The sequence below is a fragment of the Streptomyces sp. P3 genome (assembly GCF_003032475.1).
Lineage (GTDB): Bacteria > Actinomycetota > Actinomycetes > Streptomycetales > Streptomycetaceae > Streptomyces.
In genome coordinates this window covers 8,804,359-8,830,387 of record NZ_CP028369.1, presented here as the reverse complement: position 1 = coordinate 8,830,387, position 26,029 = coordinate 8,804,359, and the positions used below count along the sequence as shown (strand labels likewise).

Here is a 26,029-nt window from a genome sequence, read left to right as displayed (position 1 = left end):
CGGCCCAGCGGACGGGCCGAAGTCCGGAGGAAGAGTTGAACAGACCCGTAAGAACCCTGCTCGCCCTGCTCGGCCCGCTCCTTCTCCTGCTGGGTGTCCCCGCCCTTCAGGGAACCGCCTCCGCCGCCGCCCCGCCGGCCGGGCAGACCTCGCGGTACACGATGACCGCTTTCACCAACAGCAGTGAGTCGAACCTGTACGTGTACGACTCACCGGACGCCACGGCGTTCACGCTGCGGAAGGGCCCCGCCTACACCCCGCCGTCCGGGCTGATCCGGGATCCCAGCATCTTCAAGCACACCGACGGCTTCTACTACCTCACTTACACGACCAACTGGACCGGGAACACGATCGGGTTCGCCCGGAGCTCCGACCGGGTGAACTGGACGTTCCTGTACAACTACACGATCCCGATCAGCGGGCTGACCCGCACCTGGGCACCCGAGTGGTTCATCGACACCGACGGCAGCGTCAACGTCGTCGTGAGCCTGTCCTCGGCGAGCACTGCCACCCACTTCACCCCCTTCAGGATCACGGCGACCAACTCCGCGCTGACCACATGGTCCGCGCCCACCCAACTGGCCGGTATCGGACCGAACAACATCGACACCTTCGTCGTCAAGGTCGGCTCCACGTACCACGCCTTCACCAAGAACGAGACGACGAAGTACATCGAGTACGCCACGGCCTCCAGCCTCACCGGCCCCTACACCATTACGAAGACGGGCGACTGGGCCGGATTCGGCAGCTGGGTCGAGGGCCCGGCCCTGGTCAGGCTCGACGACGGCGGCTGGCGTATCTACTACGACGGCTACAGCGCCGGGAAGTACTGGTACAGCGACAGTCACGACGGCTTCGCCACCTGGTCCACGCCCACCGAAGTGCCGGCGCTGTCCGGCTTCATTCGCCACGCCACCGTGCTGAAGGAGACGGTCGACGTCACCCTGCCCGTCAACACCACCCAGTCGCTGCGTTCGGTCAACTTCCCCGACCGGTACGCCGTGGTGCGCTCCGACAGCCTCGGCTACATCGACCCGGTGAGCTCCGCCGGCAGCACCGCCGTCAAGCAGAGCGCCACCTTCACCGTCGTGCCCGGCCTCGCCGACGCCAAGTGCTACTCCTTCCGCGACTCCGCCGGCCGCTACATGCGCCACTGGGACTTCCGGATCCGCTTCGACGCGAGCAACGGCACCGACATCTTCAGCAAGGACGCCACCTTCTGCGCCCGCACCGGCAGCACCTCCGGTTCCGTCAGCCTGGAGTCGTACAACTACCCCGGCCGTTACATCCGCCACTACAACTACGCCCTGCGCGTGGACACCTTCCAGGACACCGCCACCTTCCGTGCCGACAGCTCCTTCACCTCGGTCAGCCCCTGGGCCTGACCTGTTCGGCCCCACCCCTGCTGCGCCGCCGCGGACCCGTCCGCGGCGGCGCAGCCTTTGGGGCGGCCCGGGAGGGGAGAGATCCCCGGCAACAGATCGAGCCGCTCTCGTCCAGTCGTCCCACCCCACAAGCGCCCACGCGGCACATCCAATGTCCGACGGGTCGCCAAGTCACCAACGGGCGCGAACCGTTCGTAAAAGATCAGAGATTTCGTGTCGCAGGACTAGACACAAGCGATGCTCGTGTCCGTTAATCCATCCCATGTATCAGCGGACCGGATCGCCGGGAACGAGACCCCTGGCGCCGCATCGGCGGCAGACCAGCCCGTGACGTGCCGCATCCGGCCGCCGGCCCTATGAGCCGACACACCGACGACCAAGCTGCCGCTCTCTCCTCACCGAAGGGTGCATCATGGCTTCCTCCGTCAGCAGACGGCGTCTCCTGCAAGCAGCCGGGGCGGCCGCCGCCGCCTCTGCCACCGGACCCTTCCTCGGCGCAACTCCCGCCCACGCTGCCGTCCCTCCCGCAAGGGCCGACATCGGGGTCACCGCGTATCCCTTCGGCCTCGGCCAGGTCCGGCTCACCGCGAGCCGGTGGCTGGACAACCAGAACCGGACGCGGAACTACCTGCGGTTCGTCGACGTCGACCGCCTGCTGTACAACTTCCGCGCCAACCACCGGCTGTCCACCAACGGCGCAGCTGCCACGGGCGGTTGGGACGCGCCGACGTTCCCCTTCCGCACCCACGTCCAAGGGCACTTCCTCACGGCGTGGGCTCAGCTGTACGCCGTGACCGGGGACACCGTCTGCCGGGACAAGGCGACCACCATGGTCGCGGAACTGGCCAAATGCCAGGCCAACAACGGCGCCGCCGGTTTCGGCGCCGGATACCTCTCCGGCTACCCCGAGTCGGACTTCACCGCTCTCGAGCAGCGGACCCTGACCAACGGCAACGTGCCGTACTACACCATCCACAAGACCCTTGCCGGCCTCCTGGACGTATGGCGCCTCCTCGGCAGCACCCAGGCCCGTGACGTGCTCCTCGCCCTGGCCGCGTGGGTCGACGGGCGTACCGGCCGGCTGAGCGGCCAGCAGATGCAGGCCATGCTGGGGACCGAGTTCGGCGGCATGAACACCGTGCTGACCGATCTCTACCAGCAGACAGGCGACGCTCGGTGGCGCACCGTGGCCCAGCGGTTCGACCACGCCGCGGTGTTCGACCCCCTGGCGTCCGGCCAGGACCAGCTCAACGGGCTGCACGCCAACACCCAGGTACCCAAGTGGATCGGGGCCGCCCGGGAGTACAAGGCCACCGGCACGACCCGCTACCGGGACATCGCCACCAACGCCTGGAACATCACCGTCAACGCGCACACCTACGCCATCGGCGGCAACAGCCAGGCGGAGCACTTCCGCGCCCCGAACGCCATCGCCGGCTATCTGAACAAGGACACCTGCGAAAGCTGCAACACCTTCAACATGCTCACCCTCACCCGGGAACTGTTCGCCCTGGACCCGAACCGGGCCGCGCTGTTCGACTACTACGAGCGGGCATGGCTCAACCAGATGATCGGCCAGCAGAACCCGGCCGACGACCACGGCCACGTCACCTACTTCACCCCGCTCAACCCGGGAGGCCGACGGGGTGTGGGCCCGGCGTGGGGCGGCGGAACCTGGAGCACCGACTACGGCACCTTCTGGTGCTGCCAGGGCACGGGCCTGGAGATGCACACCAGGCTGATGGACTCCATCTACTTCCGCACCGACAACACGCTGATCGTGAACCTGTTCGTGCCTTCGGTGCTCAACTGGTCGGAGCGCGGAATCACGCTCACCCAGACCACCTCGTTCCCCGACAGCGACACCACGACCCTCCAGGTCACGGGCAACGTCAACGGAACCTGGGCGATGCGCGTCCGCATCCCGAGCTGGACCACCGGGGCCACCGTCAGCGTCAACGGCGTCGCCCAGGCCATCACCGCCACCCCGGGCAGCTACGCCACCCTGAACCGCTCCTGGGCCTCCGGCGACACGGTCACCGTCCGCCTGCCCATGCGGATCGTGATGCGAGCGGCCAACGACAACGCGAACGCCGCCGCGATCACCTACGGCCCGGTGGTCCTGTCCGGCGACTACGGGAACTCCTCGCTCGATTCCCTCCCGTCCCTGAACACGTCCTCGATCACACGGACCAGCGGCAGTACGCTCGCCTTCACCGCCACGGCCAACGGCTCCACCGTCAACCTGGGGCCGTTCCACAACGCGCACGGCCACAACTACACCGTCTACTGGAACACCGGCGCCGCCACGGTTCGGCTGGCCAACGTGGGCAGCGGTCTCGTGCTGGGCATCCAGAACATGTCCACGGCCGACGGCGGCCGCGCCCTGCAGTGGAACGACTCGGGCACCGCCGACCACAACTGGGAAATGATCACCGACGGAAACGCGTTCCGCTTCCGCAACGCCAACAGCGGCAGGGTGCTCGGCATCCTGGAGATGTCCACGGCAGACGGCGCCACCGTGCTGCAGTGGTCGGACAACGGCACCGCCGACCACCGATGGACGCTGCTCGACCAGGGCGACGGAACCTACAAGATCCGCAACGTGCACAGCGGCTGGCCGACGCTGTAGTCCTCGCCGCCGCCGGCCAGCCCGCCGCTGCGGGGCGGGCGCTGGGTGCGCCACAGGTGCTGAACGAGCATCCGTGCCGCCAGGTTGACCGTCGTCGGCGTCTGGGCCCGCCCGGCCTGCACGGTGAGCAGCAGCAGGCCGCGGAACCATCCCCGGTCCCGGCGGCGCACTTCCCCGGTGTCCGGGTCCAGGACCAGACCGTCGACCGGGTAGGCGACGTCGCCGTCGAGGAGCGGTTCCACCGACGTCAGCGACAGGACCGGCGTTGTGCGCAGCACCAGGATGCGGCGCCCGGATTCCGCGTCGTGCCGCTCGGCCACCTCGCGCGGCTCCACCGGACCGATGTACTCCTCGATCGGCGCGGTGACCGCGTCGACGTACGTCTGCAGCTCGGGCGTCGTCGGTGTCGGTGGTCAGGTTGAGCTGGGCCTTGGCCTCGGCCAGAGTCAACAGCGCCACGCCGGCCCCCTCATGTGCGGGGAGGGGAACGACGTTGGGGAACCCGAGCAGGATCGTCGCCCCGTAGACGCCGCCCGTGGTGGTGCCGACGCGGTCGTCACCGCCCGCAGGTAGCGCTTGGTGCCGGTGTAGCCGACCTCGTAGATCTTGTCGTCGTCGGAGGAGCCGATCGAGGGCAGCGAGCCCTGTACATCGGAGGCGTCCGCGGCCGTCCAGTCGCTGTTGTTGTCGGACACTTCCAGGGTGATGGCGTGCGTGCCATCGGTGATGGCTCCGGTGTGGACCAGCAGCGTCGCCGACTGGAACCACTCGTTGGTTCCGGACGCGCCGGACAGCTTCCGGTCGACGGCCGTGCCGTTCGCGGTCGCAGTCCGCGCAACGATGGCCAGCGTTGCCTTGGCGCGGACGTGGTTGTAGACGGTGCGCTTCACTTCGCGTCGCCTCCTGCAGGCTTGCGCGGGGCGGTGGTCTTCTTCGCCGCGGTCTTCTTGGCGGCCGCGGCCGCCGGGGGCGAACCGCCGTCGTCCGCACCGTCGGCCGTGGGAGCCTGCGTGGGCTCCTGGCCGGGGCCGGATGCCTCGGGCGTTTCGTCGGCGGGGCGGGAGTCGGTGGCTGCGGGCTCGCTTTCCTGCTGCGCTGCGTCGGCCTCGGCGGGCGGGAGTGCCTGCGGGATGACGACGGCCTCGAACAGGTCCTCACGGCCCTTGATGACGGCGTCGTGCGCGGCGACCAGATCGCCCTTGACGACGTGCCGGTTGCCCGGCGCCCAGAACGTTTCCTTCGCTCGGTACACGGGTGCTCCTGGAACGAGGAGGGGCGCGGCCGCTATGTGCAGGCCGCGCCCCGGGGGTGGGTGGAATCAGGTGACGTTCAGGAGCCGGAAGGCGTCGGCGTTGACGACGTCGGCGCCCACACGCCAGTAGGCGAACCAGCCCGCCTCGCCGGTCGGCCGGCCGCTCGCGCCCTTGACGAGCGGCTCGTAGACCATGGTCATCCCGACCCGGTCGACGATGTAGTAGTTGCGGAAGTCCGCCGAGCAGCAGCGTGTAGTTCTCCGCGCCGGCGTTGATCGTGCCGTCCATCGCGGACGCCTCGTAGATCGGCGCGCCGAGCAGCTGCTCGGGCTGGCCCATCCCCAGGTTCGCCCAGAAGCTGGAACCGCCGGCGGTGTCGAACTGCCGGGTCTTGTTGATGATCGGCTTGGCCGCCATCCACGACGGCTTGCCGGTGATCCGGTGACGCGGCGGCAGCGACTGCTCGACGGCGTACACGTCGGCGACCGCGTACGTGTCGGTGGTCGCCGAAGCCACGACCGACCCGGACACCGCGGCGACCGCGGGGACGACGCCCTTCGGCTTGCCGCTGCCGTCGCCGGTCGCGAACGCCGTGGCCTCCAGGCGGTCCTTGGCGTCCGCCAGGAGCGGCCCGACCTCCGCCCCGAACCCGGAGTCGGCCAGGACCTCGAACGAGCCCTGAACCCATGCCGAGGCCTTCTCCGGCTTGATGGACGGCTGGGCGAACGTCGGCGACCCGTCGGTGACTTCGTCGGCCTCGGCGAGCCACGCCGCGGTCACGCCCGCGGAGGAGACGCCGTTCCACGTGTCCGTGGTGATCGTCTTGATCGTCGACACCTGCCGGAACGGGTTCGCGCTGCCGGCGTTCGTGAGGATGATCGTCGGGTCGAGGTGAACGGCACCAGGAAGCCGCCCGCCGCGTCGGTCAGGGTCATCGCCCGCCGGTGCGCCTCGGCCAGCCGGTAGGCCGCGTACTCGTCCTCGTCGAGGAGCGCGGCGTTGCCCGCGTTCTCCAGCAGCGACTCGAACGCCCGCATGTACTCGTCGGAGCCGGTCAGCAGCAGGTGCTGCGCGATCCGGCCGCGGCGGTCGCTGCGCACCAGGCGCTCGACGCGCTCCTGCTGGTCCTCGCTGATCATCTCGGCCGCGAGCTCCACCGCGTACAGGGCGCGGCTGCGCAGATCGCCGCGGGTGGCCCGCTCGTTGAGGTTCGCGCCGCGCACGCGGTCGAGCTCCTCGTAGGGGTTGCCGCGCGAGCGCATGAACTGCGGGCCCTCGCCGTCGCCCCGCTCCTGGCCGCCGGGCACGGCGGCGGCCGCGCGGACGGCGTCCACGCGCCGCTCGTGCTCGAGCTGCTCGTTGAACGCCTCCTGCGCGGTGTCGAACTCGCCGAGCAGCTCACCGGCGCGGGTGGCCTGCTCCTCGGTCGGCTCCTCGACCTCTTCCAGCTCCAGGAGCTCGGAGCGGATCGCCTCGAGCGACTCCTTGAGCTTGTCGCTCTTCTTCTTCCTCTTGGTGGTCACAGGGCCCTCCTGGCCTTGATCTCAGCGCGGACCTTGGCCCACGCGATCTTCTGCCGAGCGGAGTGCCCTTGGGCGGGCGGGTCCTCGGCGGCGGGCCCCGGGTTGGGGCCGCCGGCGGCCGGCGGGTCCGTCGGAGTGCCCTCGGCGGGCGGGTCCAACGGAGTACCGGTCCGAAGCATGAGCGCGAGCTTGTCCCGCTCTTCGGGAGACAGCTCGGAGAGCAGCGGCATGATCTGCTCGGCACGGACGCCGATCACCGCGGCGTCCGGGTAGGCGGGGAACGGAGTCGGCCCGTACTCCTTCAGCGCGATCTCCTGCCGGCGCACAGTCTTGAGCTTGCCGTCACGGTCGGCCCGGAAGCCGCCACGCGGCGGACGGCCCGGATCGGAACGCGTGAACCGGCCCGAGAACGACTGCCCGGTGATGGCACCCTCGCGGATGTTCTCCAGGACCTCGTCGGCCAGCTCGGTCTTGTTGTACCGGGTCACCGACAGCAGGCCGCGGGCGTCCGCCTTCAGCTCGACCGGCGTCCCGATCGGCATGCTGCCCCGCTCGGACGGTGTGCCCCACAGCGTGCGGCCGTGGTTGTAGAACACCCCGACGCGCCACGTGCTGCGGCTGCCCGCGGGGGCGAGCTGCTGCAGGGTGCGGTCGAACGCGCGGCGGTCGATCTGCTCGAGATAGTCGCCGTCCTGGTCGTGGATCTCGACGGGGGTGTCGAACACCGCGGCGTACGCCTCGACGGTGCGGCCGTCCCCGCCGGCGCGGACATGGATGTCCTCGAGCGGGAAGTAGCGCAGGAACGCTGCGTCGTCCATGTCAGGTCACCTCCGGTTTCGTCGTCGGGTCCGGCACAGCCGCCGGGCCGGCCGTTGCACTGCCGGGCTTTTGCAGCTGGACCGAGTACAGGCCGGTGTGCCGCAGCAGGCTGTAGTCCTCGGCCTCGACCGCCGCGACGACGCTGGCGGGCTCGTAGCCGGCGTCGACGAGCTGGCGGATCGTGCGGGACTGCAGCCCCTGGATCTCGGCCGCGTCCTTGCGGTCCTCACGCAGGAACGCGATGTCGCGGTCGTCGTACCAGAGCTCGGAGCCGGCCGGGACATCGATGAGCGGGGCGAGGGATCCGGCGGCCTCACGCCACAGCGGCCGCATCGTGGCGTCCGCCAGGCGGCGCCTCGAGCTGGCGTAGTTGCCCGCGTTCAGCGACGACCCGGCCAGCCCCTCGGAGAACCCGACGATGACCGGGGGGACGCCGGCCGCGGCCGCCAGACGCGTCTCACCGGCGCCCTGCGTGGCCTTGAAGTCGAGCTGCTGCAGATCCTTGCCGACGACTGTGGCGTCCGCCCCGCCGCCCAGATAGAGCGTCTTGTAGGCCCGGTCGACGCCGGCGTGCTCGGAGTTCATCAGCGTCGCGAACTTCTTGACCTTGTCCGCGGTGACGCTCGCGTCGAAGCTGACGATGACCTGCGGTGTCGCCCCGTTCTCGAAGAACTTCAGCTTGTGCCGGGTCGCCGCGGTGTCCCCGACGATCTCCCGGATCACCGGTGTCAGCCACGACATGCCGCGGAACTGGAACTCCGGATCCGGGTACGGCGCGAAGTGCCCCACCTGCTCGGGCAGCAGGAACCACGGTTCGCTGCCGGTGGGCGGGTCGTACATGAAGCCGAGCAGCTCGGAGTCGATCGCCTCACTCGGCAGCCCCGGCTCTTCACGCGACCCGGTCACGATCGTCACCCAGTCCGGCCGGAGCATCTTCAGTCGGCCCGGGTTGTAGTTCGTGACGTACCCGTTGCCCTCAAGGTCGGCGTTCTGGATCCACCGCGAGAGCAGGTTCCCCGTCGTCCCGCCGGGCCACGGCGTCTCCAGCGGCGCCAGGGCCGGCGTGCCGAACAGCTCGCCGGGGCGGCCGTTGCGGATCTGCCGGAACTGGAACCGCGCCTCGCTGAACAGCAGCTGCCGCACCATCATCAGCGCGAACACCGGCCCGTTCGCCTTGTAGGCGTGCCGGACCTTCGCCTCGAAGTCGTAGGTGAGCGGCCGTTCCTTGCCGTCGACGGGGCGGCCGGTGCCGTAGTAGACGTTCCCGTCCACCGACCATGACTCGTCGTCGCGCGTGACCGGGCGCCGCGCGTGCTGCCACAGACTCGTCAACGCTCCCCCTCGGTCTTCGGCCGTCGGTCCTCGAGCAGCGCGACGGTCAGCCCGGGCGGCGAGGCCTGCCAGGCGGTCACCTGGTAGACGACCTGGTCCGCGATCGTGATGCAGTCCCCGTGCACCTGCACCGCGTGGCCGCAGGCCGCGGCGAGCACCTCCAGCGAGATGCACGTGAGCCGCGGCGCGTGCAGGATCCGGATGCCGCCGGGCACCTTCTGCAGCGTCAGGTCACCGTCCATCGCCCTCTCCTTCCTCCTCGTCGACGTCGACGAGGAGCAGGAACGAGGCGCCCGCCAGAGCCCCGCCCGCCATCAGCCCCAGGCCCACCCCGAACTGCACCCCAGCGCCCACGGAGAACCCCGCACAGCCCGCCCAGTAGCCGGCCCTGGCCCGGGCCAGCCGTGACCACCGGGTCACCCGTAGAAGCCCCACGGCTCCGCCTCCTCCGGCTCGACGTCGTGGTACATCGCCCACCCCCACAGCGCGTTCGTGGACGCCACCAGCGGGCTGATGTCCACGCCTTCCGACTTCCGGGACCAGGCCCACGCGTCGCCGATGTCGCGCTTACGGGCGCCCGCCAGCGCAGCCGTCATCGGCGCCTGACCGAGGTGGTACAGGGTGCCGGTGTCCATGACGTGGTCGTAGAACATCCCGCAGGCCTGCGTCACTTCGCGGACCTTCGGGCAGCGCAGGAACTCCGACCGGTCCTCCCGCTCGGGATCGTCCTCGTACGCCAGCGCCTTGCGAATGGCCGGCACGAGCGAACCGGCGGGTCCGCCCTCGTCGACGACCCAGGCACACGGATTCCACTTCTGATCGCGCTCAACGACGTAGTCGACGACCCAGTCCGTACCGGGCCGGTGCGCGACCACTTCGGCGTGCACGCCGTCACCCGAGGCGCCGACCACCGAGATCGCCGTCCAGGTCCGCTCAGGGTTGGTGTCGATGGCGAACGCCACCGGATCACCGGGCTTCGACTTGACGTCCTCGCAGGCCTCCCACTTGGCCTTCGGGATGACCTGCCACGTCTCGTCCGTGACCTCGGGGTAGTCGCCGTCGCCCAGGCGCTCACGGTCGAACAGGTCGGGCCGCATGCTGCGCATCTCCTGCAGCACGTAGGCGGTGCGGATGCGGATGCCCAGCGCCGGGTTGGCCCGGGCGAACGAGCGCTCGTCGCCGCGGTCGTCGTGCAGCTCGCACACGATGCAGCCCTCGGCGTCCGTCGGGCACTCCTTGACGTGCGGCGCGATGGAGTGCTCGAGGTAGCACAGCGACGGGTCGGGGCTCTCGCCCTCGACGAGCGCCCGGGCGCGCAGCAGCGCCAGCTGCTCGCTCTCCTGGCCCAGGCCGGCGCTGCCGGTGTACACCAGCTGCGGGTTCGGGCGGGCGGACAGCACGGGCATCAGGGCGCCGATCGGCGCTGCGCGCAGCTTCATCGCCTCGTCCATGAGGACCAGGTCGCCGGAGAACCCTCGTCCCGAGTCGCCGCCGCGTGCCAGGAAGCGGATCCGGGCGCCGTTGAAGAACTCGAACCCCTCCTCGCCGTGCGAGCGCCGTACGCGCTTCACGCGGCGGCTCAGGCTGTACGACCCCTCGATCACCTGGTCCAGGCGCAGAAAGGACTCCTGGGCGGTGTTGAACTGGTGGGCGGTATGGATGACCAGTCGTCCGCCGAACAGGATGACCTCGCCGAGCTGACGGGCCTCGAGAAACCCGCCCTTGCCGTTCTGCCGGGCGACGTTGAGGACGACGTCCAGGGACAGCCAGCGCCCCTCGTCGTCCTCGACGAGGCTGTGGTGCAGGGCGAGCTGCTGCCACGGATCGAGATGCAGGCCTGCGTCCTCGGCGAGGTCGATGCACTCCTGGCCGGAGGGCGACGTGAAGTCCAGCGCCTCCCGGTCCTCGGCGCCGTCCCAGCGCCCGGTGCCGGCGTACCGCCGCCAGGGGACGGACAGGATCCGGGGAGTCTGGCAGCCGATCATCCGGTGCCCTCGTCGGCCTGAGGGGAGAGCCGCCGTTCGCGCCGCTTGGCGATCTCGTCGACCTTGTCGCCGCGCTCCCTCGGGGGCGCGGCCGCGACGACGACGGCCATGGCCTGACGCAGCTCGCGCGCGGCGGTCGCCGTCGCTTTCGGGTCCGGCGACGAGTCGACCTCGGCGGCCAGGCGCAGCGCTACCGCGGCGAGCGCGTGCGACGCCGGGTCGACTCCGAGGGCGTGCAGCTGCGCCGTGGTCGCGGCCGCCACCGCGCCACGGCGCAGCCGACGCTTCGGAGCGTCACCCATCGGACATCACCCCCTGTAACCGGTCGTAAATCACTTAACGTAACTAAAGGGTGATTACGGAGCGTCACAGACAAGTGATGGCAGAGCGTCACTAAATCGCTGGAGTGAAGGCCGGCGGATTAAGTGCACCGCCGTGGGGAGAGAAACGGGCGACAAGGGCTTTTGGGTCGCCCGCCTCCTCGATCCACGTGGTCCCACGGCCCCCTCCCCCTGCCGGCCGAACGCCTCGCCAAGCAGGGCGAATCGGACACGACCGAGGGCCGTGCACGCCCGCGGCCCTGCCCGCCGCGCCTGCCGTGCCGAGCGTGCTCGGTCACCAGGCCCGCGACGTCTGGGTGGTGACGGGGCGTGAGCCACCCTTGCGGTAGTCCCGGTACCAGCGGGTGACCACCGCGTCCATGGCCGGCGACCGCATGGCGGCGACGCGCTCGCGCACGACGTCCTCGCCCGGATCCACGGTGACGATCTCGGCGCCGGCGCTGCGGTACCTGGCCCGGGCCTTGGGGCTGGGCATGGTGTGGATCAGGTAGACGTCGACGTCGTCGACGTGCTTGACGGCCTCGTCGATGGCCGCGAACCGCGCGCGCTGGGCGATGCGCTGGACCAGCGGATCATGGTTCCACTGCGGGGCGCCCGGGCCGGTGAGCGCCGCGGCGATGCGGTCCAGGTCGATGACGATGTCACGCGCTGTGGCGCGGCTCTGGATCCACGTGCTCTTCCCCGAGGCTGGCGGCCCGGTGATGACGTACAGCACGCGGCGTCACCTCCGTTGCGGGCACCAGGAGTTACCGCAGTCGACGATGTCGGGGTCGTGGAACTGGTCGACCAGGCTGGCGGGCGGCGGGCTGGGCTCCATGCCCAGCTCGTCTTCGAGTCGGCGCGTCTTGCTGTAGGAGGCCCGGTCGTGCGTCTCGCAGCGCTGGGCGATCCGGTGCAGCAGCCCCACGGTCACCGCCTCTCTGGTGTCAGCGGGTGCGCTCGTCGAGCAGCTGGCCGCCGACGGCGAACACGGGCTCGGGCAGGTAGCCGTCGGCCATGGCGCGGGCGACGCGCGCCCACATCTCGGCGAGCTTGAGCGCCTCGGTGGACCGTACGCCGTGGAACTGGGCCTGCCTGCGCTCTTCGGCCATGCGGTCGCGCTGCCAGGCGCTGTCGGCGTTCTGGCGGGCGCGGGCGTCGTCCTCGTGGCGGATGGCCTGGCCGTACTCGGTGTGGGCGCGTTCTGCCCAGCCGAAGGCGTGGGCCTGGGCGCGGCGGTGCTGCTCGGCGCGCCACGCTCCGTAGTCCTGCTCTCCGTTGCTCATGGTCACCATCTCCTCGGGTGATCGATCCTGCCGACACAGGTGAGGTTGTGCCGATCGAAGACGCGGCAGGCGAGGCGGCGCGGCACGACGTAGACGAACTCCCGCGGCTCACCGAAGAGGAGGCGCAGCCAGTATTCAAGGCCGGTGGCGGTGTGGCTGTACTCGTACCACCGTGGCGGCGGCGGTGGCTGACGACGATGCAGCCGGGCTCGGGGATCGCTGCTGTCGAGCGGGCCGAGATCGACCACGGTCACCACCTCCTCGAGGCTCGGGCTTGCGGCAGGGCGGTGCGGTTGCCGCGGGCGCTGTTGCACTTGCGGTGCGCGCTGCGGGCGTTGGCGGGGTCGAGGAGGTCGCCGCCGCGGGTGAGCGGGATGGCGTGGTCGAGGGTGAAGGCCCAGCGGCTGCGTTGTGCGGCGTAGCCGGTGAGGGTGTAGTCGATCTCATGGCCGCAGATCCAGCAGGGCAGGCCGAGGCTGCGTTGCTGAACGCAGAGGGTGCGGTAGGGGCGCCCGTTGCGGGGGTTGCCGGTCACGGGCGCCTCCGGGCTTACACGTCGTCGCCGAGGACTTCCCTGCGCTTGGCGGCGGCCTTGCGGTTGAGGGCGTTGATCATGCGTACCGCGGTGACGCTGAGCAGGGCGAAGGCGATCACGCCGAGGATCTGGACGATGATGTTGACGACGTCGAGGTTCCGCACGGCTCTGGCGATGATCAGGATGATGATGGTGCCGGCGAGCCAGGCGAACCAGATGCGCAGTTTCTCGACGCGTACGGCTGTCTGTACGTCGCGGTAGTCGCTCACGTGTCCCCCAAGGACGTTCGGTTGCTGAGGGGCATCATGCCGTCGCGTACGCGTCGTGTGGCGGCTGCGTGGCTGTTCTGTGACGTGTGGACCCGCTGCCCGGGCGCTCCGCGGCCGTTGGGGCGCCCGCGGGGCCGCGGGCAGCGAGGGTCAGGGTGCGCCGATGCCGACGAGGCGCAGGGCGCGGCTGCGGGTCTTCTTCTCGGCGCGGGCGAGGTCGGGCAGGGCGTAGAGGGGGTGGCCGTGGTCGTCGAGGCCGCAGGGGGTGAGGTGGCCGCGGCTGGCCCATTTGCGGATGGTGGCGGGGGTGACGGCGGCTGCGCCGGCGGAGACCAGGCGTCGCCAGTGTGTGGCGTGCTCGGCGGCCTGAGCGGTGGTGTAGCGCGGGGGTGTGACGTCCATGGTCGCCCCCCTGTCATGCGAAAGCCCCGCTGGTGGGCGGGGCTGTTGCTCGGTGGGCACACGTGTGGTGCTGGCACGAGTGTGACGCTAGGTGGCGATCTTGTCCAGCTCGAACGCGCGTGCGGTCTTGTCCTGGAGGGTGCTCCGGTACGTGTCGGCGTGCTGGTCGTAGTCGTCGGGTGTGAGGGTGAGGCGGCAGGCGGTGCAGTGGATGTGCCATCGGCCGTCGGTGCGGGCGAGGGCGTACGCGTCGCATCGGGGGCAGGGCGCGTGGAGCGGGTGGGTGCGGGGTTCGGTGTGGGTGAGTCCGCGGATGCGGTGGACGAGGTCGCCGAGTTGCTCGTGCAGGCCTGCGGCGGCCGGGAGGGTGAGGGTGTAGGGAAGGTAGGCGGTGAGCCACGTGCACCAGGCGGTGATGGTGGTGCCGTCGTCGGGCCAAGCCTGGTCGCAGGGCTGGGTGTGGGCGGTGCCGTGGCGGTCGCGGTAGACGGCGGGGTAGGTGTAGGCAATGTGGCCGGCCCATCCGGCGAGGAACGCATGGATGGGGACGCTGGGGTCGGTGTCGTCGTGGGGGTCGCCGACGGGGCCGGGGTGGCCGGGGGCGAGGAGGACCAGGACGCGGAGGTCGACGGGCACGGGCGAGTGGGCGCGGCCGGTCCCGCCGATGCGCCCCTGCCGCGGGGCGGCGCCGGGGGTGAGGAACTCGGCGGCCAGGAGCTCGGCCTGTCCGGGGAGCTCGGCGAGCCAGCCGCGGACGTCGTCGGCGCACAGCGGGCACAGGCGCTGCCCGTCGGGCGCGGTGCGGGGGCAGACGGTGCACGCGGTCATCGCTGCACGCCCTGCAGCTGCTCGAAGATCGCGTTGACGTCGCCGGCGGTGAGACTGGGGTGCTCGCCGAGGACGTAGCGCAGACGGGCGTCGATCTGCGCGGCGACGGCGGCCTCGGTCCAGTGGCCGGCCATCTGCCGGGCCTCGTCGGGGTCGAGTTCGGCCTTGAGGGAGCCTCGGCCGATGTGGACCAGGGGCTTGCCGGTCTTGGCTCCGGCGACGGCGTGGATGCGCAGCGCGGGCCGGGCGGCGGTGGGCACGGGCCGACGGGCGCGTACGGCCTCGAGGAGGCCGCGGACGACGGCGTCGTCGGCGTGGACGTCCTCGCGCAGGGAGCGGATGAGAGCCACGTCGGCCTCGGCGGCCGCCGCCGCGGCGGTCAGGTCGCGCGCGGTGGCCAGGGCGGCCTCAGGGGTGAGCAGGGCGGTGCCGGCACTGCCCCAGGTGAGGAGGCAGGCCGCCTTGCGGGTCTCGGGGTGGACGGTCGAGCGGATCCAGATGGCGTCGGTCATGGGGTGGGTGCTCCGGTGTAGGCGTGGCAGTTGGCGCAGTAGCCGTAGCGCTTGTCGTCGGGGTGGTGGGAGGTCTTGCGGCAGCGGGGGCAGGTGAAGGGGAGCGGGCCGTAGTGCTGTTCGAGGCGGGCGACGATGTCGGCTTCGGTGCGGCCGGCGATGAGGGCGATGGTCAGACCGGGGATGCCGAGCTCGGCGAGGTCGACCTTGATGGGCTCGTCGGCCATGAGGCGGGTGACGTTCTCGCCGGAGAGTCCGAGGAGGACGACGGGCGCACCGGTGCGGCCGCGCAGGCGGGCCTTGATCACGGGGTGACCTCGATCTTGTCGAGGGGCGTTCCGTCGCGCAGCTGGTCGATGAGCTCGCGCAGGCGTGGCAGGGCGAGGCGGTCCCGCCGGGTGAGGGACGCACGGGCCCGGGCCGGGAGCGCGCGCCAGCAGGTACGGCAGAGGTAGTGGCCGGCCTCTCGCGGGTGGTCGCACGCGAGGCAGACCAGGTTCCCGTCGGTGTCGGCTCCGAATCGCTTCATGATCGTTCTTTCCGGCCCCGGGTTCGGGGCCATGTGTACTGGCGGGTAGGGGTGGTGGGGTCTCGCGCGCGCCTGCGATTGCGCGCGCGTGATCGCAGGCGCGCGCGCGAGGGCTAGTCGTGGTGGGTGAGGGTCTGGTGGATGGAGTTGCGCCAGGTGGCGCGGACGTGGTCGGGGGCGTCGCCGGTTTCGGGCCAGAGGCGGCCGTCGACGACGGCGCGGGCGCACAGGAATGCGAGCTCGCGGGCGCGGGCGTCGGTGGTGGTGACCTGCTCGACGATGTTGACGGGGGTCAGGAAGCGCAGGGGCTCGTCGGGGAGGTGGCGGGCGTCGTAGGGGCCGCCCTCGGGGTCGAGGGCGACGAGGGTGAGTTCGTGCGTGACGCCGGGGCGGTGCAGCTTGGCCGGGGGTAGGCCGGGGGTGTCCGCGAGGGAGACGATGCCGAGGTTGTACTGGTACCAGACGGGGTGCCAGCGGGGGCCGGTGAGGATCCAGCTGTCGAGGCCGGCGGGGTGGCTGTTGAGGAAGCGGCCGGAGACGACGCGGCGGGCGGTGCCGTACGCGCCGGCGAGCTGGTCGCGTTCGGGGGATGTGGCCATGGGGGCTGGGCTCCTTCAGGGGTTGGGGGTGATGCAGTAGCCGCTGCTGCGCAGGTACATCTCGACGTAGGCGGCGAGGTGGGGTCCGGTGGCGATGTCTGCGGCGGGGTCGGTGGTGCGCCACCAGTCCTCGACGGCGGCCGCCATGACCTCTTGGTGGGGTCTGGGGGGTGCGGGGTCGGGGGGTGCGCCGTGGCGGTCTTCGCAGCCGGGGCTGCAGGGCGCTCCGGCGAGGAGGCACAGCGGGTGGCAGGGCCAGACGGTGCCGCAGGCGTCGCATCGGCCGTCGGGGCCTCGGTCGTGGCCGTGGCGGACGCGGGCGATCGCCGCGGCGGCGCGGTCGAGGGCGCGCCGGTGGCGGGTGGCGTGCCAGCGGATGCGGCGGACGCCAGCGGCGCCGGCGGCGGCCAGGAGCACCGCGGCGGCTGCGAAGAGGGCGACGCCGAGGATGCCGACGGCGGCGAGGAGCCAGGACCAGGGGGCGTGGGGGTGGTCGGGGCAGAAGGATCCGGGCTCGCAACTGCTGCTCATCGGGGGTTCCTGGGGTCGTGGGTGGGAAGGGCGGTGATGGCGTCGAACGCGCGGCGGGTGTCCTCGGCGGCGCGTACGGCCTGCTGCAGCGCGCGCCGGTCGTGCTCCTGCTGGCGTCGGTCGTGTCGCTGCTGTCGCCATTCGGTCGCGCGTTCGAATGCCTTGTTGCCGAGGATGCCGGCGGCGGCTGAGAGGGCTGCGATGGCGGCGATGGTGAGGACGCCGAGGGCTCCGCCGAGGGCGGCGACGGTGAACACCTGGTGCGGGGTCATGGGGCATTGGTCCCGAAGATGGCGTCGAACTGGGCGTTGAGGCGTGCGTCTTCTGCGGCGGCCTGGCGGATGGGCTCGTCGGCGAGGTGGGGGCCGGCGATGCAGCCGGGGTAGGTGCAGGTGGCGGTGACGGGGCCTTCGGGGGCGCGGTGGTGGTGGGCGCGGAAGGCTTCGCGGCGTGGGGTGTGGCGGCGGTTGTGTGCCCAGAGGCGGGGCTGGCCGGTGCCGTCGGCGCGGGTGGTGGGCCCGGTCCAGCGGGCGTGTCCGTCGCTGGTCGGCTCGGTGTAGCGGGCAAGGGCCTCGGCGACGGTGCCGGCGCGGCGCTCGCCGGGCGTCTGCAGGACGGCGCGGACCTTGTAGACGGTGCTGCGCGACGCTATGCCGGCGGCCATGATCTGGCGGGGGGTGGTGCCCTCACGGAGCATGGCGGCCACGCGCGGGTAGCGCGCTGTGATCGCGGCGCGCTGCTGCTCGGGTGGGAGTTCGTCGATCGCGCGGGGTGACACGGGGACCCCGTACGCCTCGCGTGCCTCCTTGATCGCCCTGCTGCTGACGTGCAGCTGCTCCTTGACCTGCAGGTAGGTGGCGCCGTCGCGGAGCATGTCGGCGATCTGCTGGAGGCTGGCGCCGCGGGGGCTCACCACTGCCACCGGACGGGGCGTACGCCGGTGGTGGCGCGGCCGGCGGTGCGGCGGGCGGCGGCCGCGCGGGCGGCCGCCGCGGCCCGGGCGAGGGCGACGGGGCAGGTGGCGAAGTGGGGGCGGCGCAGGGTCTCGCCGGGCTCGAGGCCCGGGCGGTCCTTGGACAGCTGGCGGGTCCAGTACGTGGTGTCGCGGATGCTGACGGCCTGGTTGCCGTCGCGGTCTTCGGGCGGGTCGACGGGGATGATCTTGCGGTGCTTGGTCGTGAGGGCGTACAGGACGCTGCGGCCGCAGTCGTCGCAACGGCCGTAGCCGGTGGTGGTGCGGCGGGGGGCGGGGCGGTCGTACACGGGGTCGGCTCCTTTTCAGCTGGTGCGGCTGTCGGCGCAGTGGGGGCACTGGGGGCAGCGGCCGGGTTTCATGAGCTCGGCCTGGGCAGCGGCGAGCATCTCGGCCAGGTCCACCTCGTTGAAGCCGTGCAGGAGGCTGAGCGCGGCGGGGCTGACGTCGTCGTGGTCCATGAGGCGGGTCCTTCCGGGCGGTCAGGCGGTGATCGGTGCGGGGTCAGGCGCATGCGGCGTGGCCGGGGGCCGTGGGGCCGTGGGCGGGGTTGTCGTGCCAGGTGGGGCGGTGGGGGTCGGACAGGTCCCAGCCGTGCCAGCGCTCATCGAGGAGCTCGCCGGTGTCGGGGTTGAGGACCCCTTCGGGGACCAGCCGCAGCCGCGGCCCGGGCCCGGCCCGATGCTGGGCGCGTTCTTCCAGGTAGCGCTCATAGACGGCGCGTTCGTGGGCGTGCCGGTGGCGGCGGCGGGCCGTGAGGCCGGTGGTGCCGCGCCGGTCGGCGGCACGGGTGAGGAGGGCTTCGTCGGGGTGCAGGCGGACGTGGCCGGCGAGTTCGGGGGCGAGGTAGTACAGGCCCTCGCGCTCGAGGACGAGTCCGTCGGCGGTCAGGCGCTCGAGGCGGCGGGCGACGGTGGTGCGGTGCAGGGCGGTGGCATCGCGGATCTGGGCGGCGGCGAGGCCTTCGGCGGGGTCGAGGCAGGCCAGGATGCGGGCGCCGCTGGTGCCGTGGGCCCAGTGGTGGCAGGCGTCGTGGGCCATCACCGACGCCAGGGCGGCGGTGTCGACCGCCGTGCCGTCGCCGTCGTGGACGGCAGCGGCTGTGGCACGGCTGACGCCTGTGGGGTTCGGGGCGGTGTGCGCGTCCGGGACAGTCGCCAGCTGCTGGCCTTGGGGGGGCAGGGCCTGTCCCGGAACTGCACGCGTGAGGAGCTCGCGGACGTGCGGGGGGATCGCGAGGCGCCAGCGTGAGGGGCGCTCGCGGCCGGTTCCGGCTTCCAGCAGGACGAGCCAGCCGTCGCGGGCGAGGCGGGCGTTGCTGGCCTCGGCCGTGGAGCGGGCGCAGCCCATCTGCTCGGCGAGCGGCCGTACCGCGCTGAGGTGGTCGAGGCCGCCGGCCGCCTCGGCGAGGCGCAGCCGGGCGGCGAGGTTCTTCTGGTCGACCGCTTTCCCGCCGCGTGCGGGCCAGGCGAGGGTTTCCACCGCGCGGCGCACTTCGGTGATCTTCTCGAAGGCGTCCTGGCGGTCGGTCACCGCGTCCGTGCCGCCGACGAAGGCGCGGGCCTTGGCCAGCATCGCGGTGAGTTTGCGCTCGGCGTGCTCGGCGCCTTTGCGCTCACGCAGGCGGCGCGCCCACCAGCCGCCGCGCGTGGGGGTGTAGATCAGCGCCTGGTGGAAGTCGGCCGGCGCCCACTCGCGGCCGGGCTGCGAGCACGCCACGGCGAGCGCCATCGTGAGCCGGTAGCCGGAGTCAGCGTCGTCGCGGCCGGTGTAGCGGCCCGCGTCGTCGCCGTCCAGGAGGAGGCGCAGCGCACGCCCGCTGACCGGCCGCCGCTCCCACACCGGCGACTGCCCTGGCGTGGCCCGGGCCGGGGCCGCGCCACCGGCCCCGCCACGGCTGTGGCGGGGCTCGGCGCAGGCCTCGGGCTGGCGGGTCACGGTGTCCTAGCTCGTGTCGGGGGCGGGGTCGTCGGGGTCGGGGACGGTGTAGGTGGCGCCGCACGGGGCGGTGCGCACGCCGGGGCTGATGTGGCGGTGGACCATGCCGCAGCCGGTCTCGCCGTCGCAGCGGACGGCGAACTCGATCCGGTTACGGGTCTTGATCGGGCCGGCGGGCACCGCGGCGGGGCCTCCCCAGCGGGGCGGGTCGGCGGGCAGCAGCGGTAACTGCCCCGCGACGCCGGTCACCGCGTCTCGCCGGGATGGGCCGGCTCGGTGCGCGCCGCGCCCTCGGCGGCCGCCGACCCGGGCCGGGCGGGCGGCATGGAAAGGGCGACCCGGGCGGGCGGCGTGGAAAGGGCGACCCGGGCGGGCGGCGTGGTGAGGGTGAGCGGGCGCACGCCCTTGCGCGGGTCCCAGCCGTGGATGGGGGGGCGGGAGACGAACCCGTACGCCTCGAGGTGGGTGAGGCTCTGGCGGACGAGCCGGCTGGTCAGGCCCGTCGACGCGGTGAGCGAGTCGACGTGCTGCGGGCCGCCCGGGGGCAGGTATCCGGCGTCGTCGGCGAAGTGGGCGAGCAGCAGAGCGACGTGACGGGGGTTGTGGTGCAGGCTCGAGGTGATGACCGCGCGCTCCCACTGGTGGCGGTCGAACGGCTCCCGGGTCGGGACGGCGGCCGCCGCGGCCGGGCCGTCGGCGGGCGCCGTGCACCGACCGCCGGGGACGGGAGTCCCGCAGCGCGGTGCGGAGGGGGTGGGCGTGGTGTCTCTGGTCGTCAAGGTGTCTCCTTCGGTGGCCCGGGGCAGGTCCGGGCGTGTCTGTCGGCGATGGACTGGGTGAGGTCGGCGACGTCGGCCGCGCCGACCGCGGTGTGCTCGCAGCCCCAGCGGCACGTGAACGCGGCGGCCGGCAGCGCGAGCCACACGGCGCGCTTGGTGTGGTAGTCGCCGAGGTCGACGTGCAGGCCGAACAGCTCGGCGGGCGGCCAGCGGCCGGCCACCGGCGCTCAGCCCTCGACGGCCGCAGCCGCGGCCGCGCCCGGGCGCGGCTCCGGCTGCGGATCGGACGCCCGCGGGGCGAGGCCGAGGAACGCGACCAGCAGCGCCACGGTCAGCAGGAGCCAGATGCGGTACACGAGCGGCCTCCGAACGGGATAGGTGGGTGGGTGGTCCGGCCGCCCCTCGCGGGGTGGGTGAGCGGCCGGGCGGCCGGACCGGTTCTCAGGCGCCCTCGGGCGGGGCGGGCCTGCGGGGGACGAGCCGGGCGGGCTGCAGCGGGCCAACCGTCATGCCCCGCACGACGAACGGGCCGGGCACGATCCGGCGCTGGGCGAGGCCCTGCCTGTAGCCGGCCGCGAGCACACCGACGGCCTGCGCGATCGCCTCCTCGAGGGCGAGGCCGGTCGACGCCAGGACCGCCAGGTCCCGGCGCAGCGCGGGCCACTGGCGCAGGTCGATCTCGAGGCGCTGGGGCGACACCCGGCGCGGGAGCTGCGCCACCGGCTCGGCCGGCGCATCCGGCGCAGCGTCATTCGGCTCGTCGTCGCTGTCCGGCTCAGCCGGTGGCGCATCCTGCGGCGCACCGTCCGGCTCGTCCGGGTCGCTGACCTGCGGCGCATCCGGTTCGTCCGGCGCATCGTGCGGCGCACCGTCCGGCTCGTCCTCGCGCGCGATCGCCTCCAGGTCGCGGCGCACCGTGTCCTTGCTGACACCGAGGCGCTCGGCGATCGCGCGCCGGGTCAGGCCCTGCTCGCTTAGCTGGCGCACCAGCGTGCGCCGGTCCGTGCGCGTCACTGCGCCACCTCCGAAGACGGCGCAGACCCGGCAGCCGTAGCGGCCTCGGCGGCCGCCGCGAGCTGCTTGCGGTGCTCCTGGCGCGGGCCGAGCAGGACGAACCCGAGGGCCTGGCGCAGGAGATTGCCGTACGCGTAGGCAGCGTCCGCGGTGCCCTCGGCGATCGCCCAGCACTCGGCCGCCTCGGCGTCCTCCTGCTCGGTGACGCGCTCCTGGTCGCCGATGTCCTCGGCGTACCGGCCCGCGGCGAGGCACTCCAACAGCCGGTCGTAGACGGCCTGCAGCTTGCGGGCGTTGCTGTAGCGGTCGGCCTCGAAGGCGTCGACGTCGACGCCGAAGTCTCCGGGCACCAGGTCGCGCTGACCGTTGTCCCCTTCGTCGTCGACGCCGAAGACGACGCGGGCGGGCTGCTCGCCGGCGCGCACCCGGCACACCGCCCACGCCGCGCCGGAGGCATACAGCAGGGCGGCGTGCTCGTACTCGGCGCGCGCCCGGTACATGGCCTCCGTGTAGAGGCTGTGCAGGGCGTAGACGGCTTTGGAGTGCGGGGAGCGGGTGAACGGCTTCGCGTTCCAGCCGACCGCTTCCGGGCCCGGCTGCCCGGTCACCTTGCCGTCGTGCAGGATCCGCCGCATCGGGTCGCTCTGCTCGTACGCGAGCTCGGCCGTCCGGTGCGCGAGCCCCCATTCGCGGGCGGCGTTGCCGAGGGCGTCGACGCTGTCCGTGAGGTGCTCGAACCAGGGCGCGTTGTCGGGGGCGAGGTTGTAGGTCATCGGGCGCCCCCGACGTGGACGGGGCGGCCGTCGCGGACGATGGTCAGCAGGTGCGGGCCCGCCTCGAACCACAGCTCGTACAGCGGCTGGTCGGAGGCGTCGGAGGCGAAGCAGCCGGTCATGCCGTCCACGTCCTCGGTGGCGGGCAGCGTGTGGGCGAGGAGCTGCAGGCTCAGCAGGCCGTCGCCGGCGTCGCCGACGATGTACGTCTCCCCGAACTGGGGGACGTCGCCGGAGGCCGGGTAGTGCAGGTGGACCAGGTCGCCGGGACGGGCCGGCTGCCAGGGCGCGGACTCCAGCCCGATACCGGCCGCCATGAGTGCGCGCGTCTCGCCGTCCAGGTCCCCGGCACGCCTGGCGTCATCGGCCTGGACGAGCGGTGAGCGCGGCTCCTCGGTGCGGGGGCGGCCGTACAGGGCGGTGAACACCTTGGTGGCCAGGCCCTCGGGCTTGCCGCTCCAGGTGTTCACCCTCGTCTCGCCCGTGCCGGGCAGCTGCTCGACAACGGTGACGAGGAGGAAGGCGGGCGTGGCGCCGGGGATGAGGCGCTCGATGGCCTCGGTGATGATCTCGAGTCGCGGGTCGCGACGGTGTACGACGGGGCGGTGCATGGTGTCCTTCGGTGTGGTGGTGGCCGGGCGGGCGGGACGGTTGTGAGGGCACGTGCCGCCCGCCCGGGGACTGGGCGGGGCGGTGGGTCAGGGCTGCTGTCGGCGGCGGGCGCGGGCAGCGCGGACGCGGCGGCCGCGCTGCAGGTGCAGGCCGGGGTGCCACGGCCCGGGCCCGGCCTGCGGCAGGCTCGGCGCTTGCGGCCGCCGCTGGGTCACCGGAGGCAGGCGGCGGTGCCCCCAACGGGTGTCGTCGGCGGCGAGGGCCACGAGAGCGGCGAGGACCGCGCAGAGCAGGACGAGCCACATCATTCGGCCACCCCGTCCACGCGTTCGTCGTAGGCGACCAGGGCGATGTCGAGGTACACGGCCTGCTCCCACCGGCCGTCGGCGTCGGGCTTCTCGCAGGCGCAGCGCAGACCGTGCAAGGCGGCGTGCATCGCGGCGTCGGCGACGAGAGCCGGGTTGGCGAGGTCGGCGATGGCGAGGGCGACCAGGTCGTCATCGGCCCGGGCCGACCAGCCGGCCAGGTGCGACCACTGCACGACCAGACCGCTCGCGCATATGGCGTCGGGGACGAGGTCGTCGTGGCCGGGCAGCCACTCCAGCCGTAAGAACAACTCGCGCTGTCCGGACGGCCCGGGTTCCTTGCGCATGCCGGTCTCGATGGTGTCCGGGAGGAACTCCATCGCGGCGAGGGCGCGGTCGACGGCGTCGGCGTAGGGCAGGTGCGGCAGGGTGGCCCGGGTGGCTCCGTCCACAGACAGCCGGCCGCTGTCGTGGATGCTCTGCCCGGACACGCCCGCCGCCCGCTCCTCGATGGCGGTCACCGCGCACCGCCGGCAGCGAGCTCAGCGGTCGGCTTCTGCTCGGCGAGGCGGGCGCCGATCCAGCGGGCGGCCGCCACGACCGAGCGCAGCGGCGAACCGCCGCGGCCGCGCCCGTCGTTGGCGTGCGCCCACCGCAGGTACTGCCCGTACCCGAACTGGCCCTGCGGGTCTGGCACCGCGAGTGCCGTCCACACGACGCCACCGCGCCCGCCGCGGGACTGCGTGATCTGACCGACCACGACGTCCTGCGTGACGGCCTTCACCTTGGGACGGGTCACGACGAAGTCGTGCAGCTCGCCGCCTCGCAGTTCGTCGCCCCAGCCGTCGCCGCCGAGCCACGGGTGGCCGGCCCACAGCAGGAGGCCGGCGGTCTGACGCGGGGGCAGGCCGTAGCCGAGGGCGGCGGTGGTGGTCGCAGCAGTGCGGGTGTCGGTGCCGGTCTGCTCGCCGCTGATGACGTACGCCGATCCGCAGGAGTGGCACACCAGGCGCACGGTGAGCTTGTCGTAGCGGGGGCCGTGGCCGCAGTTCTCGTCCGGGCAGGAGTGCCGGCGCTGGGGATCGCCCCCGCCGCGCCGGAACTCGTCCCGCTCGGTACGCGTGCCGACGTCCCAGGCGGGCCGCCTGCAGCCGGTGAAGTGCTCCGGCTTGTCCCACCCCAGGTAGGTGTCCAGCGGCGAGATCACGCGGCACCGCCCTCGGCGTCGCCCCGCTCGTCCTCGGTCCCCTGCTCGGTCGCCTCGGTCTCGGCGAGGGTGATCCGGGCGGCCCAGTGGGCGTCGTCGCCGTGCAGCGGGCCGGGGTCCTGCTCGTCGGCGCTCAGCAGGCGGGTCCCGGAGACGGACACCTTCACGCCGTCGCGGGCGACCTTGGCGCTGTGGAACTCGAAGGCGCCCGAGTCCTCGTCGGCGTCGTGGAACCTGACGGCCGCCGTCGTCCCGAGCGCGCCGGCCCAGGCCGCCACGTGCTCGGCGTCCATGACCGAGATCTCCAGCTCTGCGTTCATGAACTCGGCGCGCGGGTGCGCGTAGACGCTGAGGCGCACCTCCCACAGCGGCAGCGCGGCGTGTTCGGCCAGCAGCGTCCGGGCGACGTGGGCAGCGCGGAACGCCGCGGCCTCGAACCCCTCGATCGTCTGCAGCGGGGTCCGCTCGATGCCCGTCACTCCAGCCCCCTGGTGGCGACGGCGAGCTCGGCCGGGCTGGCGCAGCGGCTGCACAGGTCGGCCATCTGGTGGTTCGCCACCCAGTGGCAGCCGCCCTCGCACGCGGCGGCGTCGGTGCAGCCGCACCGCGCGCACCGCGCCATGTCGTCGACCGGGTCCTCGCCGTCGGCGGCGTCGGTCTGGGCGAGGCGGATCCGGCCGGCCCAGTGGGCGTCGTCGCCGTGCAGCGGACCGGGGTCCTGCTCGCCGGGGTTGCCGGCGGCGTCCCGGTCGGCGGCGGCGAGGTCGTGGCCGGCGCGGGCGAGGGCGTCCATGACGCACATGTCGCTGCAGTACCAGCGCGCACCCTCGCCGACGGAGGCGACCTCGAGGCGGGACCAGCCGAACATGTCGCCGCTGTCGAGGTCGTGATCGGTGCCGCACATCGCGGTCGCGCACGGGGCGTGCGGGTCGCGGAACTCCAAGGCCAGCTGGCTCGCGAGGCGGCGGCGGGCGTCGCCCTCGACGACCAGGTCCGCGCGACCGCCGTACGAGGACATGCACCCGATGACGGCCTTGGTGTGGGTGTCGCGCGGGCCGGGGATGCTCACCTCGCCGGTCCACCCCAGCGTCATCGGGGCCGAGTCGAACGGGGTGGTGCCGTACTCGGCGGCCGCGGCGATCTCCGCGACGGTCAACAGGTGCGTGCCCGGGCGGCCCTCGAGGAGACGCATCACCGCGGTGAGCTTGCGGTGGTCGCCGGCCAAGGCGGCCAGCTGGCGGCCGCGCTCACCGATCGCCGCCTGGGCCTCGGCGTGGGCCTGCTCGGCGGCCGCCGCCGCGATGTCCTCAGCGGCCTGCGCGTCGAACAGGAGGCCGGTCTCGTACTCGGCCTGCGCGAGCTCGCGCGGCGTCGCCGCTCCGGCCTTCATCGCCGCGGCGATGACGCCCTCGGCGGCCACCACCGGCGCGGGCGGGGGCAGATGTTTGGCGCAGTAGAGGACGCGTGCGCCGGACGGGTAGAGGCGGCCCTTCGGGTCCGGGGTCAGCCGGCCCTCGCGGGAGCTGCACAGGCAGCACTCGGGCTGCTCCGGCTCCGGGTACGGGGACCGCAGGCGGTGCGGGATCTCGGGGTCGATCGGCGTGGCCGCGAGGACCTCGCTCTGCGGCGGGACGTACGGGACCTCGGGGGGCAGTGCCCCGGGGGTCTGGGATGCTGTGGTCACGGTT

The 26,029-nt window shown here is 72.6% G+C and carries 43 protein-coding genes; 2 read left to right on the top strand and 41 right to left on the bottom strand.

The annotated features are described in order from the left end of the window. Positions 1–35: 35 nt before the first annotated feature. Together C6376_RS39275 and C6376_RS39270 are read left to right on the top strand one after the other, a co-directional pair. Positions 36–1,385 (top strand): glycoside hydrolase family 43 protein, encoded by a 1,350-nt coding sequence (locus tag C6376_RS39275; protein ID WP_107447862.1) that lies wholly within the window; start codon positions 36–38, stop codon positions 1,383–1,385. 412 nt (positions 1,386–1,797) lie between these two features. After that, positions 1,798–4,017 (top strand): beta-L-arabinofuranosidase domain-containing protein, encoded by a 2,220-nt coding sequence (locus C6376_RS39270; protein WP_254076254.1) that lies wholly within the window; start codon positions 1,798–1,800, stop codon positions 4,015–4,017. On the opposite strand, the gene C6376_RS39265 is transcribed toward C6376_RS39270, so the two are convergent. The 41 genes from C6376_RS39265 to C6376_RS39085 form a co-directional block, all read right to left on the bottom strand. Then, positions 3,975–4,352 carry a hypothetical protein gene (locus tag C6376_RS39265; protein WP_107447861.1) on the bottom strand — a complete coding sequence of 126 codons (378 nt, stop codon included), beginning with the start codon at positions 4,350–4,352 and terminating at the stop codon, positions 3,975–3,977. The genes C6376_RS39270 and C6376_RS39265 overlap by 43 nt on opposite strands. A gap of 111 nt (positions 4,353–4,463) precedes the next feature. After that, positions 4,464–4,907 (bottom strand): hypothetical protein, encoded by a 444-nt coding sequence (locus C6376_RS39260; protein ID WP_216825655.1) that lies wholly within the window; start codon positions 4,905–4,907, stop codon positions 4,464–4,466. Next, on the bottom strand, positions 4,904–5,269 hold the full coding sequence (locus tag C6376_RS39255) for a hypothetical protein (protein ID WP_107447821.1): 366 nt from the start codon (positions 5,267–5,269) through the stop codon (positions 4,904–4,906). Before C6376_RS39255 ends, C6376_RS39260 begins: the two co-directional genes overlap by 4 nt. Next, a complete protein-coding gene (locus C6376_RS39250; RefSeq protein ID WP_254076253.1) occupies positions 5,172–6,107 on the bottom strand; it encodes a phage major capsid protein in 936 nt (311 codons plus the stop codon). The genes C6376_RS39255 and C6376_RS39250 overlap by 98 nt, the downstream gene beginning before the upstream one ends. Then, entirely contained in the window at positions 6,047–6,793 is a 747-nt protein-coding gene (locus C6376_RS39245) for a hypothetical protein (protein WP_107447859.1), read from the bottom strand. Before C6376_RS39245 ends, C6376_RS39250 begins: the two co-directional genes overlap by 61 nt. Continuing rightward, complete coding sequence (locus tag C6376_RS39240) at positions 6,790–7,611, bottom strand: HK97 family phage prohead protease (RefSeq protein ID WP_107447819.1); 822 nt, start codon at positions 7,609–7,611, stop codon at positions 6,790–6,792. The genes C6376_RS39245 and C6376_RS39240 overlap by 4 nt, the downstream gene beginning before the upstream one ends. Before the next feature lies 1 nt (position 7,612). After that, positions 7,613–8,944 carry a phage portal protein gene (locus C6376_RS39235; protein WP_107447818.1) on the bottom strand — a complete coding sequence of 444 codons (1,332 nt, stop codon included), beginning with the start codon at positions 8,942–8,944 and terminating at the stop codon, positions 7,613–7,615. Then, a complete protein-coding gene (locus tag C6376_RS39230; protein ID WP_107447817.1) occupies positions 8,941–9,186 on the bottom strand; it encodes a hypothetical protein in 246 nt (81 codons plus the stop codon). The genes C6376_RS39235 and C6376_RS39230 overlap by 4 nt, the downstream gene beginning before the upstream one ends. Then, a complete protein-coding gene (locus C6376_RS39225) occupies positions 9,176–9,379 on the bottom strand; it encodes a hypothetical protein (RefSeq protein WP_159083394.1) in 204 nt (67 codons plus the stop codon). Before C6376_RS39225 ends, C6376_RS39230 begins: the two co-directional genes overlap by 11 nt. After that, positions 9,361–10,929, bottom strand: a complete 1,569-nt coding sequence (locus C6376_RS39220) for a terminase (protein ID WP_107447815.1) — start codon at positions 10,927–10,929, stop codon at positions 9,361–9,363. Before C6376_RS39220 ends, C6376_RS39225 begins: the two co-directional genes overlap by 19 nt. Then, positions 10,926–11,231, bottom strand: a complete 306-nt coding sequence (locus C6376_RS39215) for a hypothetical protein (protein ID WP_107447813.1) — start codon at positions 11,229–11,231, stop codon at positions 10,926–10,928. Before C6376_RS39215 ends, C6376_RS39220 begins: the two co-directional genes overlap by 4 nt. Positions 11,232–11,544: 313 nt before the next feature. Continuing rightward, complete coding sequence (locus C6376_RS39210) at positions 11,545–11,985, bottom strand: AAA family ATPase (protein WP_107447811.1); 441 nt, start codon at positions 11,983–11,985, stop codon at positions 11,545–11,547. A 6-nt stretch (positions 11,986–11,991) separates the two neighbouring features. Next, a complete protein-coding gene (locus C6376_RS39205) occupies positions 11,992–12,177 on the bottom strand; it encodes a hypothetical protein (RefSeq protein ID WP_159083393.1) in 186 nt (61 codons plus the stop codon). A gap of 19 nt (positions 12,178–12,196) precedes the next feature. Beyond that, complete coding sequence (locus C6376_RS39200) at positions 12,197–12,535, bottom strand: hypothetical protein (protein ID WP_107447807.1); 339 nt, start codon at positions 12,533–12,535, stop codon at positions 12,197–12,199. Positions 12,536–12,537: 2 nt separating this feature from the next. Beyond that, entirely contained in the window at positions 12,538–12,789 is a 252-nt protein-coding gene (locus tag C6376_RS39195; RefSeq protein ID WP_107447805.1) for a hypothetical protein, read from the bottom strand. Beyond that, the gene (locus C6376_RS39190) at positions 12,786–13,070 is read right to left on the bottom strand and encodes an HNH endonuclease (protein WP_107447803.1); all 285 of its coding nucleotides are present in this window, start codon (positions 13,068–13,070) and stop codon (positions 12,786–12,788) included. The genes C6376_RS39195 and C6376_RS39190 overlap by 4 nt, the downstream gene beginning before the upstream one ends. Before the next feature lie 14 nt (positions 13,071–13,084). Then, a complete protein-coding gene (locus C6376_RS39185) occupies positions 13,085–13,339 on the bottom strand; it encodes a hypothetical protein (RefSeq protein ID WP_107447801.1) in 255 nt (84 codons plus the stop codon). Between the two features lie 150 nt (positions 13,340–13,489). Beyond that, on the bottom strand, positions 13,490–13,741 hold the full coding sequence (locus C6376_RS39180) for a MerR family transcriptional regulator (protein WP_107447799.1): 252 nt from the start codon (positions 13,739–13,741) through the stop codon (positions 13,490–13,492). A gap of 87 nt (positions 13,742–13,828) precedes the next feature. Next, the gene (locus C6376_RS39175; RefSeq protein ID WP_107447797.1) at positions 13,829–14,569 is read right to left on the bottom strand and encodes a hypothetical protein; all 741 of its coding nucleotides are present in this window, start codon (positions 14,567–14,569) and stop codon (positions 13,829–13,831) included. Next, positions 14,566–15,081: a hypothetical protein gene (locus tag C6376_RS39170; RefSeq protein ID WP_107447796.1), complete on the bottom strand. Its 516-nt coding sequence runs from the start codon at positions 15,079–15,081 to the stop codon at positions 14,566–14,568. Before C6376_RS39170 ends, C6376_RS39175 begins: the two co-directional genes overlap by 4 nt. Further along, complete coding sequence (locus tag C6376_RS39165; protein WP_107447794.1) at positions 15,078–15,389, bottom strand: hypothetical protein; 312 nt, start codon at positions 15,387–15,389, stop codon at positions 15,078–15,080. The genes C6376_RS39170 and C6376_RS39165 overlap by 4 nt, the downstream gene beginning before the upstream one ends. Continuing rightward, entirely contained in the window at positions 15,386–15,610 is a 225-nt protein-coding gene (locus C6376_RS44175; RefSeq protein ID WP_159083392.1) for a hypothetical protein, read from the bottom strand. The genes C6376_RS39165 and C6376_RS44175 overlap by 4 nt, the downstream gene beginning before the upstream one ends. 113 nt (positions 15,611–15,723) lie before the next feature. Beyond that, positions 15,724–16,209, bottom strand: a complete 486-nt coding sequence (locus tag C6376_RS39160; protein ID WP_107447792.1) for a hypothetical protein — start codon at positions 16,207–16,209, stop codon at positions 15,724–15,726. A gap of 15 nt (positions 16,210–16,224) precedes the next feature. Then, positions 16,225–16,740, bottom strand: coding sequence for a hypothetical protein (locus C6376_RS39155; RefSeq protein ID WP_107447790.1), 516 nt, complete (start codon positions 16,738–16,740; stop codon positions 16,225–16,227). Further along, positions 16,737–17,012 (bottom strand): hypothetical protein, encoded by a 276-nt coding sequence (locus tag C6376_RS39150; protein WP_107447789.1) that lies wholly within the window; start codon positions 17,010–17,012, stop codon positions 16,737–16,739. The genes C6376_RS39155 and C6376_RS39150 overlap by 4 nt, the downstream gene beginning before the upstream one ends. Next, positions 17,009–17,662, bottom strand: coding sequence for a hypothetical protein (locus C6376_RS39145; protein WP_159083391.1), 654 nt, complete (start codon positions 17,660–17,662; stop codon positions 17,009–17,011). The genes C6376_RS39150 and C6376_RS39145 overlap by 4 nt, the downstream gene beginning before the upstream one ends. Then, positions 17,650–18,003, bottom strand: a complete 354-nt coding sequence (locus C6376_RS39140; RefSeq protein ID WP_107447786.1) for a hypothetical protein — start codon at positions 18,001–18,003, stop codon at positions 17,650–17,652. The genes C6376_RS39145 and C6376_RS39140 overlap by 13 nt, the downstream gene beginning before the upstream one ends. A 15-nt stretch (positions 18,004–18,018) precedes the next feature. Then, complete coding sequence (locus tag C6376_RS44170; protein WP_159083390.1) at positions 18,019–18,174, bottom strand: hypothetical protein; 156 nt, start codon at positions 18,172–18,174, stop codon at positions 18,019–18,021. Positions 18,175–18,217: 43 nt separating this feature from the next. Beyond that, entirely contained in the window at positions 18,218–19,651 is a 1,434-nt protein-coding gene (locus C6376_RS39135) for a helix-turn-helix domain-containing protein (RefSeq protein ID WP_107447785.1), read from the bottom strand. A gap of 6 nt (positions 19,652–19,657) precedes the next feature. Continuing rightward, the gene (locus C6376_RS39130) at positions 19,658–19,900 is read right to left on the bottom strand and encodes a hypothetical protein (RefSeq protein WP_107447783.1); all 243 of its coding nucleotides are present in this window, start codon (positions 19,898–19,900) and stop codon (positions 19,658–19,660) included. Further along, positions 19,897–20,430 carry a hypothetical protein gene (locus C6376_RS39125; protein ID WP_107447781.1) on the bottom strand — a complete coding sequence of 178 codons (534 nt, stop codon included), beginning with the start codon at positions 20,428–20,430 and terminating at the stop codon, positions 19,897–19,899. Before C6376_RS39125 ends, C6376_RS39130 begins: the two co-directional genes overlap by 4 nt. After that, the gene (locus tag C6376_RS39120; protein ID WP_107447779.1) at positions 20,427–20,651 is read right to left on the bottom strand and encodes a hypothetical protein; all 225 of its coding nucleotides are present in this window, start codon (positions 20,649–20,651) and stop codon (positions 20,427–20,429) included. The genes C6376_RS39125 and C6376_RS39120 overlap by 4 nt, the downstream gene beginning before the upstream one ends. 6 nt (positions 20,652–20,657) lie before the next feature. After that, a complete protein-coding gene (locus C6376_RS46285; RefSeq protein ID WP_301554729.1) occupies positions 20,658–20,786 on the bottom strand; it encodes a hypothetical protein in 129 nt (42 codons plus the stop codon). Positions 20,787–20,871: 85 nt separating this feature from the next. Then, on the bottom strand, positions 20,872–21,444 hold the full coding sequence (locus C6376_RS39115) for an HTH domain-containing protein (RefSeq protein ID WP_159083389.1): 573 nt from the start codon (positions 21,442–21,444) through the stop codon (positions 20,872–20,874). Further along, complete coding sequence (locus C6376_RS44165) at positions 21,441–22,217, bottom strand: hypothetical protein (protein WP_159083388.1); 777 nt, start codon at positions 22,215–22,217, stop codon at positions 21,441–21,443. The genes C6376_RS39115 and C6376_RS44165 overlap by 4 nt, the downstream gene beginning before the upstream one ends. Further along, on the bottom strand, positions 22,214–22,828 hold the full coding sequence (locus tag C6376_RS39110) for a hypothetical protein (RefSeq protein ID WP_107447775.1): 615 nt from the start codon (positions 22,826–22,828) through the stop codon (positions 22,214–22,216). The genes C6376_RS44165 and C6376_RS39110 overlap by 4 nt, the downstream gene beginning before the upstream one ends. Before the next feature lie 87 nt (positions 22,829–22,915). After that, positions 22,916–23,137: a hypothetical protein gene (locus tag C6376_RS39105; protein WP_159083387.1), complete on the bottom strand. Its 222-nt coding sequence runs from the start codon at positions 23,135–23,137 to the stop codon at positions 22,916–22,918. Continuing rightward, positions 23,134–23,655, bottom strand: a complete 522-nt coding sequence (locus tag C6376_RS39100) for a hypothetical protein (RefSeq protein ID WP_107447772.1) — start codon at positions 23,653–23,655, stop codon at positions 23,134–23,136. The genes C6376_RS39105 and C6376_RS39100 overlap by 4 nt, the downstream gene beginning before the upstream one ends. Then, positions 23,652–24,341, bottom strand: coding sequence for a hypothetical protein (locus C6376_RS39095; RefSeq protein ID WP_107447770.1), 690 nt, complete (start codon positions 24,339–24,341; stop codon positions 23,652–23,654). Before C6376_RS39095 ends, C6376_RS39100 begins: the two co-directional genes overlap by 4 nt. Further along, the gene (locus C6376_RS39090; RefSeq protein ID WP_107447768.1) at positions 24,338–24,820 is read right to left on the bottom strand and encodes a hypothetical protein; all 483 of its coding nucleotides are present in this window, start codon (positions 24,818–24,820) and stop codon (positions 24,338–24,340) included. The genes C6376_RS39095 and C6376_RS39090 overlap by 4 nt, the downstream gene beginning before the upstream one ends. Next, positions 24,817–26,025 carry a hypothetical protein gene (locus tag C6376_RS39085; protein ID WP_107447767.1) on the bottom strand — a complete coding sequence of 403 codons (1,209 nt, stop codon included), beginning with the start codon at positions 26,023–26,025 and terminating at the stop codon, positions 24,817–24,819. The genes C6376_RS39090 and C6376_RS39085 overlap by 4 nt, the downstream gene beginning before the upstream one ends. Between the last annotated feature and the right edge of the window lie 4 nt (positions 26,026–26,029).

Coding starts and splice junctions, on each gene's coding strand:
- C6376_RS39105 (WP_159083387.1), bottom strand. CDS start 23,137: ATGATGTGGCTCGTCCTGCTCTGCGCGGTCCTCGCCGCTCTCGTGGCC.
- C6376_RS39220 (WP_107447815.1), bottom strand. CDS start 10,929: ATGATCGGCTGCCAGACTCCCCGGATCCTGTCCGTCCCCTGGCGGCGG.
- C6376_RS39180 (WP_107447799.1), bottom strand. CDS start 13,741: ATGGACGTCACACCCCCGCGCTACACCACCGCTCAGGCCGCCGAGCAC.
- C6376_RS44175 (WP_159083392.1), bottom strand. CDS start 15,610: ATGAAGCGATTCGGAGCCGACACCGACGGGAACCTGGTCTGCCTCGCG.
- C6376_RS44170 (WP_159083390.1), bottom strand. CDS start 18,174: ATGGACCACGACGACGTCAGCCCCGCCGCGCTCAGCCTCCTGCACGGC.
- C6376_RS39170 (WP_107447796.1), bottom strand. CDS start 15,081: ATGACCGACGCCATCTGGATCCGCTCGACCGTCCACCCCGAGACCCGC.
- C6376_RS44165 (WP_159083388.1), bottom strand. CDS start 22,217: ATGACCTACAACCTCGCCCCCGACAACGCGCCCTGGTTCGAGCACCTC.
- C6376_RS39200 (WP_107447807.1), bottom strand. CDS start 12,535: ATGAGCAACGGAGAGCAGGACTACGGAGCGTGGCGCGCCGAGCAGCAC.
- C6376_RS39240 (WP_107447819.1), bottom strand. CDS start 7,611: ATGGACGACGCAGCGTTCCTGCGCTACTTCCCGCTCGAGGACATCCAT.
- C6376_RS39230 (WP_107447817.1), bottom strand. CDS start 9,186: ATGGACGGTGACCTGACGCTGCAGAAGGTGCCCGGCGGCATCCGGATC.
- C6376_RS39110 (WP_107447775.1), bottom strand. CDS start 22,828: ATGCACCGCCCCGTCGTACACCGTCGCGACCCGCGACTCGAGATCATC.
- C6376_RS39150 (WP_107447789.1), bottom strand. CDS start 17,012: ATGACCCCGCACCAGGTGTTCACCGTCGCCGCCCTCGGCGGAGCCCTC.
- C6376_RS39155 (WP_107447790.1), bottom strand. CDS start 16,740: ATGAGCAGCAGTTGCGAGCCCGGATCCTTCTGCCCCGACCACCCCCAC.
- C6376_RS39215 (WP_107447813.1), bottom strand. CDS start 11,231: ATGGGTGACGCTCCGAAGCGTCGGCTGCGCCGTGGCGCGGTGGCGGCC.
- C6376_RS39160 (WP_107447792.1), bottom strand. CDS start 16,209: ATGGCCACATCCCCCGAACGCGACCAGCTCGCCGGCGCGTACGGCACC.
- C6376_RS39175 (WP_107447797.1), bottom strand. CDS start 14,569: ATGACCGCGTGCACCGTCTGCCCCCGCACCGCGCCCGACGGGCAGCGC.
- C6376_RS39270 (WP_254076254.1), top strand. CDS start 1,798: ATGGCTTCCTCCGTCAGCAGACGGCGTCTCCTGCAAGCAGCCGGGGCG.